A 20,686-nucleotide genomic window follows, 5' to 3' on the forward strand; every position below is an offset into this window, starting at 1 on the left:
TTTAAAGTCGCGGGAGGCTTTCCCGGCGAGAGAGGCGGCGCGAAAGACTCCGCGCCGCCCCGATTTGATGCAAGCCGTAAGGCTTATTGCATGGTGTCTTCAGCAGACACGGCAGCTTGCGTCGCAGCCAGTTCCGGGTCGGACACGAGGCCGTACTCGGAGAGCGGGCCGTCGGTGCCAGCCATGTCATCGGAGATGAAGAATTCAGCGTATTCTTTCAGACCCGGGATCACGCCGATGTGGGCTTTCTTCACGTAGAAGTAGAGCGGGCGAGAAACCGGGTAATCGCCGGAGGCGATGGTCTCGGTGGTGGCTTCAACGCCGGACATGGTCGCGGTTTTCAGCTTGTCGGTGTTGTTCTCGTAGAACGCGAGACCGAACACGCCGATGCCGTTCGGGTTGGCGTCGATGGAAGCGAGCGTTTCGGTGTAGTCGCCGTCGATGTCGACAGACTTACCGTCGGTGCGGACAGCCATACATGCGTCTTCTGCGTCGTCTTCGGACATGCCGGAAGCGATCATGGCTTCCATAGCGCCGGTGGCTTCACAACCTGCCATCAGAACTTTTTCTTCGAACACTTCACGGGTGCCGTGCTTGGTGCCCGGGATGAAGGCCATGATGTCAGCCGCCGGCAGATCGGCGTTGAATTCGGACCACTGAGCGTAGGTGTTGTCGACCAGTTCGCCGTCTTTCAGGACTTTGGCGCCCAGAGCGTTGAAGATGTCAGCCGGTTCGAACGCGGTGAAGGCCGGGCCTTCGAGTTGCGAGGCGAACACGATGCCATCGTAGCCGATGCGGACTTCGATGATGTCGGTCACGCCAGCGGCAGCACAGGCTTCGATCTCAGAGGATTTGATGGCGCGGGATGCGTTGGCCACGTCGATGGTGTTTTCGCCAACACCTTCGCAGAAGCGCTTGAGGCCAGCGGAGGAACCACCGGATTCCACGACCGGGGTCGGGAAGTCAAAGTTTTCACCGAAGGCTTCAGCGACGATGGAGGCGTAAGGCAGAACGGTCGAAGAACCGGCAACCTGCACTTGGTCACGGGCAGAGGCGGCAGTGGCCGAAACGGCAGCGATCGCGATCGCGGAAGCGGTCAGTTTCACAAAGGACATGAGTTGCTCCTGAATTTGCTTATGTCCGAGAGCGGTATTGCTCTCTCGACGGGCGGTTTAGGGGGCAGGTGCAATGCTTTTGTGAAAGTAATGTAACGGTTTCATGACAGATGAGGTTAAATTCCTAGACATCTTACGAATTTGACCATCTTTTCCCGTAAAAAAAGCCCGCAAAACGGGCTTTCATCGGATGAATTGTGACAAGATATTAAGGATTGTGACAGCGCGTTAACCTATACCGCGACCATCATGCAGGCGCTTCAGCACCCTCACGGGCCCTTATTCATAGGGCAATATGACAGAAAAACAGCTGCCCTGCCCGGTGTGACTTTCAACCCGCAACCGCCCGCGGTGACGGTTCAGAATGTGCTTCACAATCGCCAACCCAAGGCCGGTGCCGCCCATTTCACGCGAACGGTGCGAATCCACCCGGTAGAATCGCTCGGTCAGGCGCGGAATATGTTGGGTGGCGATTCCCTCGCCCTGATCCGAAACATCCACCCGGATCGCCGAACTGCGCATCGTCGGTTCGACCGTGTGCGAGGTCAGACAGATTCGCACCTCTTTCTCGCGCCCACCATATTTGATCGCGTTCTCGATCAGGTTGGTGAACACTTGGGTGAGTTGGTCATGATCGCCCGGCACCTCTTCGGTCCCCTCGGCGCCCTCCAGGATCAGCTTCACTTTCTGCGCTTCGGCCACAGGTTGCAGGCTGCTGACGACAGAGCGCAGGATTGCGGGGATATCCACACGGTCGGTCGGGCGCACCCGGCGCTCCGCCTCGACGCGGGACAAAGACAAAAGATCGCCCACGATGCGGTTCATCCGCTGCGCCTCGCGGTCCATGATCTCGAGAAACCGCTTTCGGGCGACAGCATCATCGGCGGCCGGTCCCAAAAGCGTTTCAATGAATCCCAGAACAGCGGTCAGAGGCGTGCGCAGCTCGTGGCTGACATTGGCGACGAAATCCCGGCGCATCTGACCTGCCTCGTGCAGCTCTGTCTTGTCTTCGAAGGCGACCGTGACACAGGCGAAATCCTCGACGATCACCGGACGCAGCACCACGTCATAGACGAGATCGCGCTGGCTTTCGGTGATGCGGTAGATCGCTTGCGCGGGCTCAGACAGGCGCAGCACGTTCTCGATGGCATCGAGGAGCATCGGTTGGCGCAGCACCGTGATGTAATGCCGCCCCTCCATGGTCTCGCTGAACAAATGCCGTGCAGGTGCATTCGCTGCCATGATCCTTTCGTCGCGCCCAATTACGACGACCGGCAAAGGCATGGCATCCGCCATCGCCTCCATCATATCTTCGCCGTATCTGACCTGTTTCGAATTGTATTGCATGGCAGTGTCCATTTTTCGGTGCTGGTTACCGCTACCGTGTAACCTTCTCATGACAAGGGGCGGGTCATATGACAAGGCTGTCGTATTTCGCGGTGAGAGATTTTCATTTTGCGAATATTTTTGATTTGGACAAAAATATTATTGCATTTTCGATACTTTACACGTTTCCTCTAAACCGGAATGAGAAAAAAGATCGGACCCCGTGCACAATGGGAACCATACGGCAGAACATATTCGGTGACCTGATTGCGCATCTCGACAGGGCGCAAAGCAAACCCCAAGGGATGATCCTGATGGTGGGTGAACCGCAGCGCATGCAAACGCTCAAGCGGCATTTTCCTCAGGACACGGGTCTCTTCTTTATAGAGTTCTGCGATCTGACACCTGAGATTTTGCACAGCATCAATCCGGGTAGCGTCGTGGCACCCGTGATATCGGCCCATTTCGACTGTCTCGATCTTGCGGCGCTTTTGCAAGACGCGGATTACAAAGGGGCGTTTCGAGCGATCACCAAAGGTCTGCCCCGTCCAGAGATCGTGCGGAACGAAGTGCGCAGCCAATTCCCGGACCTCGACTTCGATATGCTCAGCCCGGAACCTGTTCGTATCCAGACGGCGCTGCACTAAAGCGACGCCGCCGGATATGACGGATCAGGCACGTCAGTCGAGCGCTTTCAGCCCATCACGAAACCGTTGTGCGTTTTGCTGATAATGCAACGCAGAAGCCTTGAGCCCTTTGATCTGCGCCTCGGTCAGTTCGCGCACCACGCGTCCGGGGCTGCCCATGACGAGAGATCCGTCCGGGATTTCCTTGCCTTCCGTGATCAGCGCCCCTGCCCCGATCAGACAATTCTTGCCGATCTTGGCCCCGTTAAGGACCGTCGCATCCATGCCGATCAGCGAATTCTCCCCGATGGTGCAACCATGCAGCATCGCTTTATGCCCGATGGTGCAGCCGGCGCCAATGGTGAGCGGATAGCCCATATCGGTGTGCAGCACTGCGTTTTCCTGAATATTCGTGCCCTCACCCACGACAATCGCCTCATTGTCGCCGCGGAGAGTGGCACCAAACCAGATGTTGGCGCCCTCTTCCAGGATCACCTTGCCGATGACATGCGCCCCCGGTGCGACCCAATAGTCGCCATTCTCCGGCAACACCGGCGCGTGATCGTTCAAAGAATAAAGCGTCATCCTTCCACCTCCTCGAATTCCGATTGCAGCCCCCGCACAAAACCCATGAGGCCAGGTTGCTGCACCCGGCGCAGGCGTTCGGCGGCGATGATCGTTTTAAGGCGCTCGAAACTCACCTCCAGATCATCATTCACCAGCACGTAATCATAGCCATCCCAGTGGCTGATCTCGTCCCAGCTTTTCTCCATCCGCTTACCGATGGTCTCTGCACTGTCCTGACCGCGTGTCTCTAGACGACGGCGCAGCTCCTTGATCGACGGCGGCAGCACGAAGATTGACAGCACGTGATCGCGCAGCACAGAATTCGAAATCTGCTGTGCGCCTTGCCAGTCCACATCGAACAGCACATCACGCCCCTCTTCGATGGCCTTGCGCACGGGCGCGGCCGGCGAGCCGTAAAAGTTGCCGAACACATGGGCGTGCTCCAACATCTCGCCCTCTTCGACCATGTGTTTAAAGCCGGGAACATCGACGAAATGGTAGTGCACACCGTCCTCTTCGCCGTCGCGCGGTGCACGCGTCGTGGCGGACACCGAAAAGCTCAGCGTCTCGTCCCAAGCCATCAAACGGCGCGCCAGCGTCGATTTTCCGGCACCTGAGGGTGACGACAGGATGATGAGAAGACCGCGCCGCTCGGCCGACCTGTCTGAACTTCGCATATTGACCTCCGCGTGTCTCTTTGGCGCTCCGCATTATGACGGCGCTATGCTTGGTCTATAGCCGTCCGCCTCCGCGATGACCAGCATCGGTACATGCTGCATGTATGACAGCTCTGGCAATTGCGTTCTGCCTCAGAGACTCACTTCACATGTGTAGCGTCACAACTCCGCTGCGTTTACCCCGGTCTGTGGTCATTTGGTGCGAGTGTAGGGGTTCCATAAAATTTTAGAAAACTGCCGCCTGTTAAACTTTTGATAAGCACTAATTCCGAGCGTCTGAAATTTAATTATTTGATCTTTATTGCATTTTAAAAGCACCAGTCTCTACAGCCTTTCTATTTCCCTAAGATATTCCCACAGATTTTCGAAGTTTTTGCAGCGACACATTAACCATTCGTTAGGATTTTCCACCAATTTAGCCAATCTCGTGGCATATTCAGATCAAGCCAGCGATGTCAGATCGTTGCCAAGACAGGTCGGGCGGCAGAGAGGTCGAAAAGCCCTTTCGACAGCGGCAGAACGCACACCCGACAGTATTTAAAGACCCGCTTCAGGCCCCGTCACGGGCCGCGGATCGCTCAGTTGAATAGGTGTTGAGATGAAGATTGAATATATGAGTGGCTCCAATGTCGTTTCTCTGATGCCACGCCGTAATGACATCCACTTTCCCGCGTTGAAAACGGTCGAGGCCTATTGGGAAGGCCTGCGGAACGGCAGACCTGTTCCGGCCCGCGCCGAAGTGGACCCGCGGGGCATGCAATCGGCCCTCGAATTCGCCTTCATCCTCGAACGCATTGCTCCCGGTGTGGCGCGGTTTCGCCTTGCCGGCATGCATCTGACCGATCTCATGGGGATGGAAGTGCGCGGCATGCCGTTGACCGCGATGTTCGTGCCGGAAAGCCGCGCGAAACTCTCCGAGGCGCTCGAAGCTGTGTTCGAGACTCCGCAAATCACCGTCATCACGCTCAAGGCCGAACGCGGAATCGGGCGCGGCGCGATGGATGCGCAGCTTTTGCTCTGCCCGCTGAAATCCGATCTGGGCGATGTGAACCGCGTGTTGGGGTGCTTGCAGTCCAAAGGCGAGATCGGTCGTCAGCCGCGCCGCTTTGAAGTGGTGGACATCCGGTCCCGCCCGCTCTTGGGCAATCCGGCGGACCAGAGCTTTGACACCACGCCGAAAGGCACGCCGGTGCCTGCCGGTTTCGCCGAGGCCAAACAGGCCTATGAGGACAGCAAATCCACCGCCTCTGAGACGCAGGACAAGGTGGAAGAGACCCCGCGCCCCGCAAAGCCGGTGCTGCGTCTGGTCAAAACGGACGAGTAAGCTATCGGTTTTCATATGACCTTCCCCGTGAGGGGAACGGTCATCGGGTGCGGCACACTCCGACAATCGGGGGGCGGGGAGCCGCGCCTTTTTGCTTTTCAATTCGCCGGGCGCATGCTCCTCTCAGGGACATAAAGGAGCGCCCATGATCACCTATGCCATAGAGCCCGACCTCTCCGCCTCTGAATTTCTCTCGCTGTTGGCCGCCTCAACATTGGCCGAACGCCGTCCGGTCAATCAGCCGCAGCGGATCGCCAGAATGTTGGCGAATTCCGACCTGATCGTCACGGCCCGGGATGCGGTGGGGCATCTGGTGGGCGTGGCGCGCTCCGTCACCGATTTTGCCTATTGCCTCTATTGCTCCGATCTTGCGGTCGACGTGCGGTTTCAGGGGCGCGGAATTGGAAAGGCGCTTTTGCAGGAAACCGTCAGCGCGGCGCCTGAGGTCAAGACACATCTTCTGCTCTCCGCGCCCGGCGCGATGTCGTTCTATGAGGCGGCGGGATACGAGGCCGCCGGGAATTGCTTCATCTTTCACCGTGGAGACTGAAGACGCGGCGAATAAAAAAAGCCGGGCATGAAGCCCAGCTTTCAACATCTTGATTTTTCGAGACCTTAGGCGGTTGCCGCCACCGTCTCCGGGGTCTGACCTTTTTGCAACTCTTCGGCCACAAGGAAGGCAAGCTCCAGCGACTGAGATGCGTTCAAACGCGGATCGCAAGCGGTGTGGTAGCGGTCGGCGAGGTTCTCGTCGGTCACCGCGCGCAGGCCGCCGGTGCATTCGGTTACGTCCTTGCCGGTCATCTCGAAATGCACGCCGCCCGGGATGGTGCCCTGATCGCGGTGCACGGCGAAAAATTCCTGCACCTCGGAGAGCACCTGTTCGAACGGACGGGTTTTATAGCCGCTCTCGGATTTGATCGTGTTGCCATGCATCGGGTCACAGGACCAGACGACATTTGCGCCTTCCCCTTTCACGGTCTCAATGAGACGCGGCAGGTGATCGGCCACTTTGCCCGCGCCGAAACGCGCGATGAGCGTCAGACGCCCTGCCTCGTTTTCGGGGTTGAGTTTGCCCATCAGCACCTTGAGGTCTTCGGCACTGGTCGAGGGACCGCATTTCAGACCGATCGGGTTCTGAACGCCACGGCAGAATTCGACATGCGCGCCGTCCGGCTGACGCGTCCGGTCGCCGATCCAGATCATGTGACCGGAACCTGCAATCGTGGCGCCGGTGGTGCTATCGACACGGGTCAGCGCCTCTTCGTATTCCAGCAAAAGCGCCTCATGCGAGGTGTAGAAATCCACGGTTTGCAGATCGGGGTTATGTTCCGCCGTCATGCCCGCCGCTTTCATGAAGTCGAGCGCATCCTGAATGCGGTTAGCCATGTCGCGGTATTTCTCGGCCTCGTCGGATTCGGTAAAGCCCAGCGTCCAGGCGTGCACCCGGTGAATGTCAGCAAAACCACCTTTGGAGAAAGCGCGCAGCAGGTTTAGCGAGGCCGCCGCCTGTGTGTAGGCCTGCAGCATGCGGTTCGGATCGGGGATGCGCGAGGCCTCATCGAATTCGAACCCGTTGATGATGTCGCCACGGTAGGACGGCAGTTCCACGCCACCGACGGTCTCGGTCGGGGCAGAGCGCGGTTTCGCGAATTGGCCCGCCATCCGGCCGACTTTGATCACCGGCACTTTCGCACCAAAGGTGAGCACCATCGCCATTTGCAGCATGACTTTGAAGGTGTCGCGGATCTGATCGCCGCCGAATTCCGCAAAGCTTTCGGCGCAATCGCCACCTTGCAAAAGGAAGGCCTCGCCACGCGACGCTTTCGCCAGATCACGTTTGAGCTTGCGCGCCTCGCCCGCAAAGACGAGCGGCGGATATTTGGCAAGCTGCGCCTCAACAGCGTTCAGCGCGGCCTCGTCCGTATAGTCGGGCATTTGCACACGCGGTTTGTTGCGCCATGCGGTTTTCACCCAATCCGTCATCGTCTTTACTCCAAAACGGTTATCAATTCTCCTCCCTCACGCGGCAAACCTGTCCGTGTTAGCGGTAGCGCACGCGAAGTCTGATGACTTATAGAGGCGAGAACGTCCTGAGAAAACCCAAAACAATCAGGATTGGACGTAGAAATCCCGTGCAAACGCCTAATTCCTGCGCGCCCTCCCTGTCTTTCGGGCCTTAGTCCTATGGTGCAATCCGGTAAGCGGCGCCCTCCAGAACTGAGAGGAACCAGATCGATCCATCCGGCGCCTCGACAATGTCGCGCACACGACCAGTTTCGGGCCAGGACCATTGCTCCTCCTGCCAAGTGGCCGGATCCATCACGGAAATATAGTCAAATTTAAGCGACCCGATCAGGTGTTTTCCTCTCAGCCACGGGAACAAATCACCCTCATAGATCATGTAACCCGAAGGCGCGATGGAGGGCGTCCACTGATGCGCGGGCGGCGCGGTGCCGTCTAGTGTTTGAGGCGCGAAACGACCGCCGCCGTAATTCTCGCCGTAGCTGGTCAGAGGCCAGCCATAGTTGACGCCTTTGGAGACGAGGTTGATCTCGTCGCCGCCCTGCGGCCCATGTTCGTTGACCCAAAGTTGCCCCTCACCATCGAGAGCCGCGCCTTGGGGATTGCGGTGACCAAAGGACCACAGAGCCTGTAGAGTGTCGGCCTCGTTAACAAAAGGATTGTCCGCAGGAATGGTGCCATCACGATTGATCCGAAGCACCGAACCATTGGCGCGAGCCTTGTCTTGCGCGGCCTCCCGATCGCCGCGCTCTCCGACGGTGAGGAATAGTGTGCCATCCGTTGCTTCAACGATACGAGAGCCGAAATGCTGGCCCCTGCGGCTGCCCTCGGCCATCACAAAGAGATCGCGAAAGCCCACAAGCTGATCGCCCTCGAGCCGCCCGACGCCAAGTGCCGTGCCTGCGCCGCCACGCATCGGTTTGGAATAACTGAGAAACACTTCGCCGCTCTCGGCAAAATCGCGCGGGATCATAATGTCCAAAAGACCACCCTGCCCGCTTTCCCAGACCTCGGGCGTGCCGTCGATCACAGTCACCTTGCCGTCTTTTACCCGCAAAAGTCGTCCGTCAATCTCGCTGATTAACACGCCGCCCTCGGGCAGGAAGTCAATCGCCCACGGTTCATCCAATCCCGTGACTTCTTCCGTCACCTCAACGGCTGCGTCCCCGGCCATGCGGTCAGCGGCGGCCAAAGACGTGGAGAGCATCAATGCAGCAGACGCGAAAAGCGGTGCAAAAACGCGCGCGAAGATCAAAGACATATAAAGGCCTTTCTCAGGAATGGTGGAAGGTCTCGGAGTTGCAATTGAGTTAATGCGATCCACCGCTTTTTCAAATGGAAAGAGAGTTCACGCGCGCCCGTCCGAGTCGGTCGCTTTAGCTCACACAAGTGGTTCACCCGGCGAAAACCCGCGACATTGGGGCTGACGGTGCCCGCCACCCCGTCAGAATTTGAGCAAATGCCCCAAAACAGGCCGCGAAACGCTGCGGCATATCTTTCCATCCGGTCAAAGCCCGTCTAGGCTCCGCCCCAGGACAAGATCCAAAACAGGGAGTATTTCCATATGAAAAAGCTGCTTCTGGCTTCCACCGCTGCGACCCTTATGGCGGGCGCGGGCTACGCCGAAGACGTCAAGGTTGGTGTCATTCTCGGGTTCACCGGACCGATTGAATCGCTGACCCCCGACATGGCCGCCAGTGCGGAGCTGGCCATGAAAGAAGTGAGCGACAGCGGCGCGTTCCTGGGTGGCTCGACCATCACGCCCGTGCGTGCGGACAGCACCTGCGTCGATGCGGCGGCGGCCTCTGCTGCGGCTGAGCGTCTGATCACCTCCGACGGTGTCGTCGCCATCATGGGCGCGGACTGTTCCGGTGTGACCGGCGCAGTCCTTTCGAACGTGGCTGTGCCGAATGGCGTTGTGATGGTGTCTCCGTCCGCCACCTCGCCGGGTCTCACGACCGTCGAAGACAACGATCTTTTCTTCCGCACCTCGCCGTCCGACGCGCGTCAGGGCGAAGTTCTGGCCGATGTTCTGGAAGAAAAAGGCATCACATCCGTGGCCGTGACCTACACCAACTCCGACTACGGCAAAGGCCTGTCGGATGCGTTTGCTGCCGCTTACGACGGTGAGATCACCATCAACACCTCGCATGAAGACGGCAAAGCCGACTACTCCGCAGAGATCGGGGCCATGGCTGCAGCCGGTGGCGAAGCGCTCGTCGTGCTGGGCTATGTCGACCAAGGTGGTAAAGGCATTATCCAGGCCTCCGCTGACACCGGCGCTTTTGACATGTATCTCCTGGGCGATGGCATGTACGGCGACAGCCTCTTGTCCGATCTGGGCGATGTGGTCGAAGGCTCCCTTGGTATCGTGCCGTGGGCCGAAGGCGAAGGCACCGATGCGTTCAACGCACTTGGCGAAGCGGCTGGCATCAACGTGTCCTCCGCCTACACCCGCGAAAGCTATGACGCAGCGGCTCTGATCGCTCTGGCCATGGCCAAGGGCGGCGAAGCGACCAAAGAAGCCGTCGCAGCCAATGTTCTCGATGTTGCCAACGCGCCGGGTGAGCCGATCCTGCCGGGTGAGCTTGCGAAAGCGCTCGAAATTCTCGCGTCCGGTGGCGATATCGATTATGTCGGTGCCACCAATGTCGAGCTGATCGGACCGGGTGAAGCCGCTGGCTCCTATCGCTACTACACCATCACCGATGGCGCGTTTGAAACGGTTGATATCCGCTAAAACACGGTCGGTATTCTGATCAATGGCCCGGGGCGCAAGACGTCCCGGGCTCACGTTTTCGGTCCAAAGGCCGATCTATGGGGACACATAAAATGATCGAAGTGCGTGATTTGCACATGCATTTCGGCGGTTTTCGCGCGGTTGACGGCGCCTCGCTCACGTTGGAGCAAGGCTCGATCACGGGGCTCATCGGGCCCAATGGCGCGGGGAAAACGTCGCTTTTCAACTGTATCGCTGGGGTTCTGACGCCGACGTCGGGCCAAGTGCTGTTCGACGGTGAGGACATCACCGGGCTCAAACCGCACGAGTTGTTTCATAAGGGCATTCTGCGCACCTTCCAGATCGCGCATGAGTTCGGCTCAATGACCTGTCGCGAGAACCTGATGATGGTGCCCTCTGGCCAATCAGGCGAGACGCTTTGGAACACATGGTTCGGACGCAAACGCATCGCCGAGGAAGAGCGGGCCCTTCGGGCCAAAGCCGATGAAGTGCTTGAATTCCTGACGATCTCCCATATCGCGGATTTGAAAGCGGGCGAAATTTCCGGCGGCCAGAAAAAGCTTTTGGAACTTGGCCGTACGATGATGGTCGACGCCAAGATGGTGTTCCTCGACGAAGTCGGCGCGGGCGTGAACCGCACCCTGCTCTACACGATCGGCGATGCGATCAAACGCCTGAACGTCGAGCGCGGCTACACATTCTGCATGATCGAGCATGACATGGATTTCATCAAACAGCTTTGCGATCCGGTGATCGTCATGGCGCAGGGTCAGGTCATGGCGACCGGCACCGCCGACGAGATCATGCAAAACGAAGCGGTGATCGAGGCCTATCTCGGCACCGGTGTGAAGAACAAGAAAACTGAGGAGGAGGCGCAATGAACAAACTTGCATCCGTCCTTGCCGGGGCTGTTTTCACGTTTTCCACAGTCTCCGCTGCTGTGTCGCAATCTATCGTCGGCATCGCCATGGTTGAGGGCAAACGTGTCGAGCTTTACGACAACGGCACCTGGGAATTCAGCGACCTCGGCGAACAAAGCTGCTTCAAAATTGCGGCCAAGCTGTCCTTTTGCGGCAATCCATTGAAATGGAAGCCGACGAAAGTTCCGAACTCTGAGGTCAACGCAGCGTTCAATCTCGATGATCGCAATTACGGCATGGTCGTCTATGAAGGGGTCGGCACGAAAGATGGGATGTCTCTCCCCATGATGCAAAGCGTTGCGCTGGAATATGCCGCCGATGCGATGGGTTTGCCGCCGTCTCAGGTGCCGGTCTTTGGCCTGGACGCAGCGCAGGTAGAGGGCCACGCCACCGAAACCCTTTACTACAGCGCTTCGATTGAAGGCATGAGCATCATTTACGCCAACACGGCCATTGTCGGTGATCATGACACAGTTCAAATCATCACCTACACCCTTGCGGATGACATTGACGAAGCTTTCAAGGCGCGTCACGCCGATTTCCTTGCTGATTTCGACGTCAAGTTCTGGGAGGAGGTGCAATGAGTTTCCTCCATGCCAATGAAATGCGCGGCGGCTATGGCGCAGGCGCAGATATTCTGCACGGCTGTACGCTGACCGTACAAAAGGGCGAGATCGCCGTGATCGTCGGGCCAAATGGCGCGGGCAAATCGACCGCGATGAAGGCAGTCTTCGGCATGTTGAACCTGCGCGAGGGGCATGTGCATCTCGATGGTGAGGACATCACCGGCCTCAGCCCACAGGAACGTGTCTATAAGGGCATGGGATTTGTGCCGCAGACCCATAATATTTTCCCGACCATGACAGTGCGCGAGAACCTTGAGATGGGGGCGTTTATCCGCAAGGACGACATCGAACCCACCATCGAGCAGGTCTACGAGCTCTTCCCGGCGGTCTATGAAAAGCGCAACCAGAACGCGGGCGAGTTGTCCGGAGGTCAACGCCAACAGGTCGCCGTGGGCCGTGCGCTGATGACCCAGCCGAAGCTTTTGATGCTCGACGAGCCGACGGCGGGCGTCTCGCCCATCGTGATGGACGAGCTGTTCGACCGGATCATCGAGGTCGCCAAAACCGGGATTTCCATCCTCATGGTGGAACAAAATGCCCGACAAGCGCTTGAAATCGCAGACAAAGGTTATGTGCTCGTGCAAGGCGCCAACGCCTATACCGACACTGGCGCGAACCTTTTGGCGGACCCCGAAGTGCGCCGGACGTTCTTGGGCGGATAAGAGAGGCAGACAGATGGATATTCTCAATGCCCTCGTGGCGTTCACAAATTTCGTCGTGGTCCCAGCCACGGCTTACGGCGCCCAATTGGCGCTCGGCGCTTTGGGCGTCACGCTGATCTACGGTGTCTTACGGTTCTCGAACTTTGCCCATGGCGAAACGATGTCCTTCGGGGCGATGGTCGTGGTGCTGGTCACGGGACTGTTCCAAAGCTGGGGCATTTCGCTGGGCGTCCTGCCCACCGCACTTTTGGCCCTGCCCTTCGGCATCTTGGCGACAGCACTATTGGTGCTGGCGACCGACAAGGTGGTCTACAAGTTCTACCGCAAGGTCAAAGCCGCACCGGTGATGCTTGTCATCGTCTCGACCGGCGTCATGTTCGTGCTCAACGGCGTGGTGCGAATGATCGTCGGCACCGATGATCGCCGTTTTGCCGATGGCGCGCGTTTCGTCGTGAATGCCCGCGATTTCAAGGCCTGGTCGGGCCTGTCCGAAGGGCTCGCGATCCGCACGACGCAGGTCATCACCGTGGTCGTCGCGATGATCACCGTGGCCGCACTTTTCTGGTTCCTGAACAAGACCCGCACCGGCAAGTCAATGCGGGCCTATTCCGACAACGAAGACCTCGCACTACTCTCGGGCATCAACCCGGAGCGCGTGGTGACGATCACTTGGCTTTTGGTGGCGGCTTTGGCGACCATCGCGGGCGCTCTCTATGGCCTCGATAAGTCGTTCAAACCCTTCATCTTCCAACAGCTTCTTTTGCCAGTCTTTGCCGCCGCCATCGTTGGCGGTATCGGCAATCCGCTGGGCGCCATCGCGGGCGGGTTCGTCATTGCCTTCTCGGAAGTCACCCTGACCTACGCCTTCAAAAAGGTCGTGACCTATCTCGGCCCCGACAGTTGGGCGCCCGATGGATTGGTCCAGCTTTTGTCGACGGATTACAAATTCGCCGTCTCCTTCGCGATCCTGATCATCGTCCTGCTGTTCAAACCGACAGGTCTCTTCAAGGGGCAAAACATATGACACATGCTTCGACACATTCCGCCAAATCCCTGCCCCGCGCACCTCTGTATTTCGCGGCCATGGCGGCGCTCATCATTGCGGTCGGGGTTTTGCAATCGTGGAACACGGCGTTGGCCATTCTCAACATGGGGCTGATCTCGGCCATCATGGCCTTGGGGGTGAACCTTCAATGGGGCTATGCGGGTCTGTTTAACGTCGGCATCATGGGCTTTACTGCGCTTGGCGGCTTGGCCGTCGTCTTGACCTCCATGCCACCAGTGCCAGCCGCTTGGGCCGCCGGTGGGGGACGCATGATCGTCGCTCTGCTCGTTGGGCTTGGCACCATCGTCGGCGCCGTTCTGATCTATCCGCGTCTGCCGAAAACCCGTGTGCGTGGGCTATTTCTCACCGCGTTTCTTATCGTGGGCTTTGTCATCTACCGCACGCTCTTCGATCCGGCCGTCGCGGCGATCGAGGCGGTGGATGCCTCCACGGCAGGCTATCTTGGCGGGATGGGGCTTCCGGTATTGCTGGCCTGGCCTGTCGGCGCGCTTCTGGCCGCGGGTGCCGCGTGGATCGTGGCCAAAACCGCTCTGGGCCTGCGCTCCGACTATCTCGCCATCGCCACCTTGGGCATCGCGGAGATCATTCTCGCCGTGCTCAAGAATGAGGACTGGCTGTCGCGCGGCGTGAAAAACGTCAACGGCCTGCCGCGTCCGGTCCCCTATGAGATCGACCTTCAGCAAAGCGAGTGGTTCCTGTCTCTGATGGCCAAAATCGGCGCTGATCCGGTCATTGGCTCGTCGATTTTCGTCAAGCTGCTCTATGCCGGGTTCTTTTTGGCGGTCATCGGGATCATCGTTCTGGCGATGGAGCTGGCGCTCAAAAGCCCCTGGGGCCGCATGATGCGCGCGATCCGCGACAATGAAGTGGCCTCCGAGGCCATGGGCAAGGATGTGACCGGGCGGCACCTTCAGATTTTCGTTCTGGGGGCCGCGATCATCGGCTTTGCGGGCGCGATGATGACCACGCTCGACGGCCAGTTGACGCCGACCACCTACCAGCCGCTGCGCTACACCTTTCTGATCTGGGTGATGGTCATCGTCGGCGGCTCCGGCAACAACTGGGGCGCAGTTCTGGGCGGTATGCTGATCTGGTTCCTTTGGGTCGAGGTTGAACCCATCGGCGGCTGGATCGTGAGCGTGCTAACCTCTGGTCTGGCAGATGACTCCGCGCTCAAGGCCGGGTTGATGGAACGCGTGGCCTACATGCGCTACCTGACGATGGGTTTGATCCTCTTGGTGGTGCTGCGCTTCTCGCCTCGAGGACTCCTACCCGAAAAATAGAACTGTAGGCTCCTGCCCGATAAGTAATGGTGTGGGCGGTTGCCCGAACGCTGCGCACGCGCAGATATGAGACGGGGCTGTGCTGAAAAATTCTTCGGCACGCCCCGTGACATGACGTACTCTCAACAAGCGGCGCCCAAGCCGCACACCGTGAGGCAACCGACATGAAACTGCTCGCAGGCATTTGTGCCGCAGGAAATTCCGCGCGCATGGGGTTTGACAAACTCTCGACCGCCCCCTCTTTGCACTCCCCCGACACGCTGTTGAGCCGGGCTGTTTCTGCGGCGCGGGGACAGCCCTTCGTCGTTGCCCTGCCCGCTGCGACCCATCCCTATTTTCAAAACCGCCGCGATGTCTTGCGGCCGCATGATGACTTCATCACGGTGGAGGACAGCGATCAGGGCATTTCCGCTACACTTAAAAGCCTTGCGCGTGTCGCTATGGACCGCGACGCCGACGCACTCGCAGTGATCATGGCCGACATGCCGTTCATCACCGCCAGCCATCTGGAAACTCTGGTCATTCTTTTCGAAACCTTCAGCGGCACGCGGATCGTGCGCGCGCAATGTCAAAGCGGGCGCGAGGGCTATCCGGTGATTTTCCCGGCCTCGGCGCTGCCGGAGTTCGAAACGCTAACCGGCGACGAAGGTGTGCAGGTTCTGGTCGAACGCCATGGCGCGAAGCGAGTGGAGATGCCGTCCGAGGCGCCCTGTTGGCACGTGAACACACCGGAGGATTGGCGCCAGATGTAAACACGCCACTCATCACAGAAAAACACCGCCCAGAAAATCCGGGCGGTGTTTCTGTCTCTGAAAACAAGTCAACTCATCAAAAAAAATCAGTAAGCTGAACCGTCTCCCCCTAAGAGGGAGACGGTCAGGATCAACGCTCCCCCCCGAGCACGTCGATCAGAGCGAAAGTCGAGGATCAGGAGACCAAAAGCTCCGCCTCATGTTTGCGCAGAATGCGACGCGCAGCCGAAAACTTGCCACGGGTCGACGCATCAGCCAATTCCGGGAACAGCGCAAACAACTCTTCGCGCGCCGCATCAGCCAGAGCGGAAATTGTGTAGTCACCCGGCTGGAAGCTTTCAGACCACGTGCCATCCGACAACACCACCTCGTGTCGATCGAACATCAGGTGGATATAGGTCACCTCCGGCACATTCAAACGCTCCACGCCATCAATTCGTGTCAGGTGTTTGGCTGCCACAAGAACCTCATGCTCTTCGAACAAAAGCGCTGCTTTCTCGTTGGAAACCAGCATCCGGTGGTTGGGAGAGACGACCATGTCGCGTTCCGGCAAGCCGGCGCCAAGCGCCCCCTTGCGGATCATAACCGGGTTCAAATCGATACGACCGGACATCTCCTCCGCCGAAATCGTTCTCTTGCCGATCCAGCGAATGACCTGAAGGCCATTGTCGCGCGTGATCGCCTTGTCCCCAATTTGAAGATTTTCCACCAAGACCTCGCCGCGCGGTGTCGCGATATAGGTCCCCGGCGTAAAGCAGATTGGAGGCGGCGGCGGCGGATCAGACACGACATCTTCGATATTGGTGTAGTTGATGTTGGCCGTTTCGCCCGTGTAAAGATTGAAGAGCTGGATCTGGCCGTCATAGCCATTGCCGTCACTGTCAGGGTTCTGGACATGGTTGGTGATGATCCAGCCATTCTCCAAAAGCTCGGTCATGTCGAGCGTGTCCCAATCGACGCCGCCCGCCCCACCATGCACGGTGGTGTTGTAAACGCCAGAAGTGACATCGCTAAAGGTGATATAGAACGTATCCTGATCGTCACCGCCATCCAACACGTCGTTGTCGCCACCGCCGTAGATGATGTCGTCGTCTTCGCCGCCAAACACAGTATCGGTGCCCGCGCCTGCGTAGATCGTATCGTTGTCGACGCCACCGTCGATGTAGTCGTCGCCGTCACCGCCGTAGATGATATCATCATCGTCCTGGCCATAGATCGTATCGTTGCCAGCACCACCGTCGATCACGTCCTTGCCGTTTTCGACCTCAAGATCACCGGCGTCATCCGGGATGTTCAACTCATCGGGATAGGCCGGGTTGAGACCGCCATAGATGATGTCATCACCATCCCCCCCTTCGATGGTGTCGGAACCTTCACCGCCAATGATCGTATCATTGCCGGAGCCGCCGAGGAGGGTGTCGTCATCGAAACCGCCGTCGATATAATCATTGTCCGCGCCACCATCGATATAATCGGCATCGTCGCCACCGTATATGGTGTCGTTGCCTGCTCCGCCAAAGATCGTATCCTTGTCGTTCTCCGGATCGGAATCGTCGGGCACATAGGGGCCATAGCCGCGATCCGGGCTCCCGATCGCACCGCCGATGATGACATCGTTGCCGTCGCCGCCTTCGATATAGTCCTGACCATCACCGCCATCGAGGTAGTCATCACCACCGCCGCCGGAGATTGTGTCATCACCGCCCATGCCCCAGAATTCGTTGGTGTAGGTGTCATCCGGATGGGTCCCCTGATGGTCAAAACCGATCAGAGTGTCGTCATACTCGGAGCCGATGACCCCGTCGATGCCGCCCTCAATCGTGTCATTCTCGGCATAGCCGCCGGAGAGCGCCGAAGTGGACAGATCGACATAAACGGCTGAGCCGGAACCGGAATAGTCGAGGTTGTCCTGACCTGCGCCACCATTGAATGTGTCAGCGCCCGCGCCACCGATAAAGGTGTCATCGCCGGAACCGCCCGAAAGGTAGTTGGCGCCAGTGCCGCCGACCAGCGTGTCGTCGCCGCCCTCGCCGAAGATCGTATCATTGCCAGCGCCACCGTCGATGTAGTCATTGCCCTCGACAATCGGGGTCACCACGGCATCGTCGATCAGGTCACCGTTCATCGAATAGCCGGAATTCACATCCCGCGCGGTCAAGGTGAAGGTGATGGAGCTTTGCCCCTCGAACGAAGCGGAGAACCAAGCATCCTGATCGCTCGGATCATTGGGCTCGGTGCCGATAGCGGAGACCGTGCCGTCTTCATTAATTACGATCAGCGAGCTGTCGCCGCTGACGCCGAAATTCGTGAAAGACGCCCCGTCCACGGTCACGGCTTCGGGATCAAGACCATCGCTCCGGGTGCTGTCGATATCATTGAACGTCGCGGTGGAGTTGATCACCACCGGCTCACCGGTTTCGGCGTTATAGAACTCCAAGCGGAAGGTCGCGGTCATGCCGCCCTGACTGGAATAATTCTTACCGTTCAACAGGATCTCGGAGCCTTGGCCGCTGGCCAAATCGACGTCGAGAGAAGGATCGGAGGTTTCGACCAGAACCAGTCGCGCATTGACGACGGTGCCATCTTCAAGCGTGGTCACATTGGTATAAATGGCACTGTCGCCCGGCTGCGCATTGTTGCTGCCGTAGGCGGTTTCGCTGCCGTAGAGGTAATTGCTGTAGGACAACACAAGAGGATCGGCGTCTTGCGCCTCATAGGACGAGCCTGCACCTCCATCGCCGTAAACGATATCGTCACCATTGCCGGCCAGAACCGTATCGTCACCACCACCGGCCACCACGATGTCATCATCATTGCCGGCCGCATTGTCGCCGGCGTCGATCATGTCACCTTCCGGATCACCCGTGTAGCCGGTGTCGATCAGATCATTACCAGAGGTCCCCTGAACCACGCCATCCAAACTCGGATCGGTCGGATCGGACGGATCACAGCCGTCATGATCGTGGTCGTATGTGACTGTCATTCTGTCGCTCCTTAACACCCCAGTACCGCGGTCTCAATTCACCCTGTGCAACCGCAACCCAATGCTGAGGAGACAGACGGACGGCCTCTCGTAAGGCCAGCCAAACGTCGACGAAAACCAGTGATGAGGACAAGAAACGACCTAAGAGGCCCGTGAAAACACGAGCAGTCATTTCAATATGCAGCAGCAGACGGACCCGCAGCAGGTCAATCCATTTCCACAACGGGCGCGCAAGCCAAAATCCTTTCCCGGACAATGTTTTACGCGACCGCCCCAGTGGTCTCTCAATGCCCCCCAAATGGGCTCTTTCTGGATAAGTGAAATCTGGCATCGCGCAACAGGGAAAAAGGCGCAATTGTGTTCAAATATGGCAATTCAGTGGCATTGGCGGAGCAAATTTGGCGGAAAAATCAATGTGCAAAGAAGCTTACACCCCCGCCGAGGATTAAATATTAATATTTAAAATCAATATTATGCATAGATAAATTGCTAGAGTTCATTCGAGCATTAACCCTATGTTCACATTCATGTGCTGCGCGCCCGAAGAAATGGTTCAAAATGTGGCACAAAGGGGGCGGAATTTCAAAACTGGAACCAATCAGCATGCTTAGGTCAAATTTTGAAAGATACGTAAACAATCGAAATTGCTAAGTCGATTCGGGAGCTTAGCCCTCTCTCGCCACTGCATTCTGCCCGCCAAAGGGCCTCATTCGCCCCGATTTCGCAGCTCCGGCCCTTCGTTTCGAGCCAATCTATTCACGATCTCACGAAAATACGCGCGGATCGGTGCGAAAAACCGATGCCACGCCCCAATCGTCGTCACAACTAACCGTCTAAATGAAAGTAGTACCGCTAGAGACAGTGTGAGCAAACACTCACATATCCAGCATTTCAGAGGTCTGGTGGATAACCTCTCGTCCAAATTGGTACCCGTGGCCGGACTCGAACCGGCAAGCCTGTTACAGCGGGGGATTTTGAATCCCCTGTGTCTACCAATTCCACCACACGGGCAGAGCGCTACAAAAGCAGCGCAGTAAAAGGCGTTTACCCAAGCGCGCGGGCGGCGTCCAGAGGCTTCGTTGCGGTTTTTGAAAAAATCCGCATCGCGCCGCCCTCAACACTACAGAGCGCCGGCGGAAAACGTGTCACAGGCCTCCAGCGCACCGGACTTATATCCCGTCGCGAACCAACGCTGGCGCTGCTCGGAAGAGCCATGCGTAAAGGTGTGCGGCTGCGGCACACGTCCTGCATTGCGTTGCAACGTATCATCGCCAATCTGTTTCGCAGCATTCAAAGCCTCTCGAATGTCGCCATGCTCGATGGAGCCGAATTTCTCATCCGCCATGCGCGCCCAGATGCCGGAATAACAGTCGGCCTGAAGCTCGATCATCACGGATACCGCGTTGCTTTCCGTCTGAGACGCTTTCGCGCGATAGGCGTTTGCTTGTCCGAGAATGCCCAACTCGTTCTGCACATGGTGCGCGACCTCGTGAGCCACGACATAGGCCTGCGCAAAATCACCGCCCGCGCCCAACTGCCGCGACATGGTGGTGAAAAACGCAGTATCGAGATAGACCTTCTGATCGCCCGGACAGTAGAACGGCCCGGTAGCGCCGGAGGCGGAGCCACAAGGACTTTGCGTCACACCTTTGTAGAGAACGAGAATAGGCGGGATGTATTCGCCGCCGAGTTGCTCCGCGAAGACCTCTGTCCAGATCTCTTCGGTGTCCGCCAAGGTGACGGACACGAATTGTGCCGCCTGCTCATCAGCCTGTGTGATCTCGACCGTTTGCGATGAGCTGGAGATACTTCCCGTGCCTTCCAACAAAGGCGTCACATCGACGCCAAGGAAATAGCCGATCACAACAATCGCCAAAAGCCCGAGGCCGCCAACACCGCCCACGGCCTTGCCGCCCCTCACGCTTCCGCCAGAACGCCGCCGATCCTCGATATTGCGCGACCCGCGCCGTCCCTGCCATTTCATCGCAACCACC

The 20,686-nt window shown here is 58.1% G+C and carries 18 protein-coding genes and 1 tRNA gene; 10 read left to right on the forward strand and 9 right to left on the reverse strand.

What is annotated here, in order from left to right:
• Positions 1-83: 83 nt before the first annotated feature.
• On the reverse strand, positions 84-1,115 hold the full coding sequence (locus J5Y17_RS05685; RefSeq protein WP_219784268.1) for a substrate-binding domain-containing protein: 1,032 nt from the start codon (positions 1,113-1,115) through the stop codon (positions 84-86).
• A 279-nt stretch (positions 1,116-1,394) separates the two neighbouring features.
• Positions 1,395-2,462 carry a cell wall metabolism sensor histidine kinase WalK gene (locus J5Y17_RS05690; protein ID WP_255571896.1) on the reverse strand — a complete coding sequence of 356 codons (1,068 nt, stop codon included), beginning with the start codon at positions 2,460-2,462 and terminating at the stop codon, positions 1,395-1,397.
• A 68-nt stretch (positions 2,463-2,530) separates the two neighbouring features.
• Between J5Y17_RS05690 and J5Y17_RS05695 the strand changes: the two genes are divergently transcribed.
• Positions 2,531-3,088, forward strand: coding sequence for a hypothetical protein (locus tag J5Y17_RS05695; RefSeq protein ID WP_219784269.1), 558 nt, complete (start codon positions 2,531-2,533; stop codon positions 3,086-3,088).
• 33 nt (positions 3,089-3,121) lie between these two features.
• On the opposite strand, the gene J5Y17_RS05700 is transcribed toward J5Y17_RS05695, so the two are convergent.
• Together J5Y17_RS05700 and gmk are read right to left on the reverse strand one after the other, a co-directional pair.
• Complete coding sequence (locus J5Y17_RS05700; protein ID WP_219784270.1) at positions 3,122-3,652, reverse strand: gamma carbonic anhydrase family protein; 531 nt, start codon at positions 3,650-3,652, stop codon at positions 3,122-3,124.
• Positions 3,649-4,311, reverse strand: a complete 663-nt coding sequence (gene gmk, locus J5Y17_RS05705; RefSeq protein ID WP_219784271.1) for a guanylate kinase — start codon at positions 4,309-4,311, stop codon at positions 3,649-3,651. Before gmk ends, J5Y17_RS05700 begins: the two co-directional genes overlap by 4 nt.
• Before the next feature lie 598 nt (positions 4,312-4,909).
• On the opposite strand from gmk, the gene J5Y17_RS05710 reads away from it, so the two are divergent.
• Positions 4,910-5,635: a PAS domain-containing protein gene (locus tag J5Y17_RS05710; RefSeq protein ID WP_219784272.1), complete on the forward strand. Its 726-nt coding sequence runs from the start codon at positions 4,910-4,912 to the stop codon at positions 5,633-5,635.
• 145 nt (positions 5,636-5,780) lie between these two features.
• Positions 5,781-6,185: a GNAT family N-acetyltransferase gene (locus J5Y17_RS05715; protein ID WP_219784273.1), complete on the forward strand. Its 405-nt coding sequence runs from the start codon at positions 5,781-5,783 to the stop codon at positions 6,183-6,185.
• A gap of 65 nt (positions 6,186-6,250) precedes the next feature.
• On the opposite strand, the gene J5Y17_RS05720 is transcribed toward J5Y17_RS05715, so the two are convergent.
• Entirely contained in the window at positions 6,251-7,621 is a 1,371-nt protein-coding gene (locus J5Y17_RS05720; protein ID WP_219784274.1) for a class II 3-deoxy-7-phosphoheptulonate synthase, read from the reverse strand.
• 199 nt (positions 7,622-7,820) lie between these two features.
• Complete coding sequence (locus J5Y17_RS05725) at positions 7,821-8,921, reverse strand: PQQ-dependent sugar dehydrogenase (RefSeq protein ID WP_219784275.1); 1,101 nt, start codon at positions 8,919-8,921, stop codon at positions 7,821-7,823.
• A gap of 303 nt (positions 8,922-9,224) precedes the next feature.
• Here J5Y17_RS05725 and J5Y17_RS05730 point away from each other — a divergent pair, with 303 nt between their 5' ends.
• The 7 genes from J5Y17_RS05730 to J5Y17_RS05760 all read left to right on the forward strand — a co-directional run bounded on the left by J5Y17_RS05730 (position 9,225) and on the right by J5Y17_RS05760 (position 15,709).
• The gene (locus tag J5Y17_RS05730) at positions 9,225-10,400 is read left to right on the forward strand and encodes an ABC transporter substrate-binding protein (RefSeq protein WP_219784276.1); all 1,176 of its coding nucleotides are present in this window, start codon (positions 9,225-9,227) and stop codon (positions 10,398-10,400) included.
• Positions 10,401-10,492: 92 nt separating this feature from the next.
• Positions 10,493-11,281, forward strand: a complete 789-nt coding sequence (locus J5Y17_RS05735) for an ABC transporter ATP-binding protein (protein ID WP_219784477.1) — start codon at positions 10,493-10,495, stop codon at positions 11,279-11,281.
• Positions 11,278-11,904 (forward strand): hypothetical protein, encoded by a 627-nt coding sequence (locus tag J5Y17_RS05740; RefSeq protein WP_219784277.1) that lies wholly within the window; start codon positions 11,278-11,280, stop codon positions 11,902-11,904. The genes J5Y17_RS05735 and J5Y17_RS05740 overlap by 4 nt, the downstream gene beginning before the upstream one ends.
• Positions 11,901-12,608 carry an ABC transporter ATP-binding protein gene (locus tag J5Y17_RS05745; RefSeq protein ID WP_219784278.1) on the forward strand — a complete coding sequence of 236 codons (708 nt, stop codon included), beginning with the start codon at positions 11,901-11,903 and terminating at the stop codon, positions 12,606-12,608. The genes J5Y17_RS05740 and J5Y17_RS05745 overlap by 4 nt, the downstream gene beginning before the upstream one ends.
• 13 nt (positions 12,609-12,621) lie before the next feature.
• Positions 12,622-13,632, forward strand: a complete 1,011-nt coding sequence (locus tag J5Y17_RS05750) for a branched-chain amino acid ABC transporter permease (RefSeq protein WP_219784279.1) — start codon at positions 12,622-12,624, stop codon at positions 13,630-13,632.
• Positions 13,629-14,957 (forward strand): branched-chain amino acid ABC transporter permease, encoded by a 1,329-nt coding sequence (locus J5Y17_RS05755; protein ID WP_219784280.1) that lies wholly within the window; start codon positions 13,629-13,631, stop codon positions 14,955-14,957. Before J5Y17_RS05750 ends, J5Y17_RS05755 begins: the two co-directional genes overlap by 4 nt.
• 164 nt (positions 14,958-15,121) lie before the next feature.
• On the forward strand, positions 15,122-15,709 hold the full coding sequence (locus J5Y17_RS05760) for an NTP transferase domain-containing protein (protein WP_219784281.1): 588 nt from the start codon (positions 15,122-15,124) through the stop codon (positions 15,707-15,709).
• Between the two features lie 175 nt (positions 15,710-15,884).
• Here J5Y17_RS05760 and J5Y17_RS05765 read toward each other — a convergent pair whose 3' ends face one another.
• The 3 genes from J5Y17_RS05765 to J5Y17_RS05775 all read right to left on the reverse strand — a co-directional run bounded on the left by J5Y17_RS05765 (position 15,885) and on the right by J5Y17_RS05775 (position 20,676).
• Complete coding sequence (locus J5Y17_RS05765) at positions 15,885-18,692, reverse strand: Hint domain-containing protein (protein WP_219784282.1); 2,808 nt, start codon at positions 18,690-18,692, stop codon at positions 15,885-15,887.
• Positions 18,693-19,616: 924 nt separating this feature from the next.
• Positions 19,617-19,703, reverse strand: a tRNA-Leu gene (locus tag J5Y17_RS05770).
• Between the two features lie 109 nt (positions 19,704-19,812).
• Entirely contained in the window at positions 19,813-20,676 is an 864-nt protein-coding gene (locus J5Y17_RS05775; protein WP_219784283.1) for a neutral zinc metallopeptidase, read from the reverse strand.
• Positions 20,677-20,686: the final 10 nt, after the last annotated feature.

Origin of the sequence: Celeribacter sp. PS-C1 (assembly GCF_019429625.1) — a bacterium.
GTDB lineage: Bacteria > Pseudomonadota > Alphaproteobacteria > Rhodobacterales > Rhodobacteraceae > Celeribacter.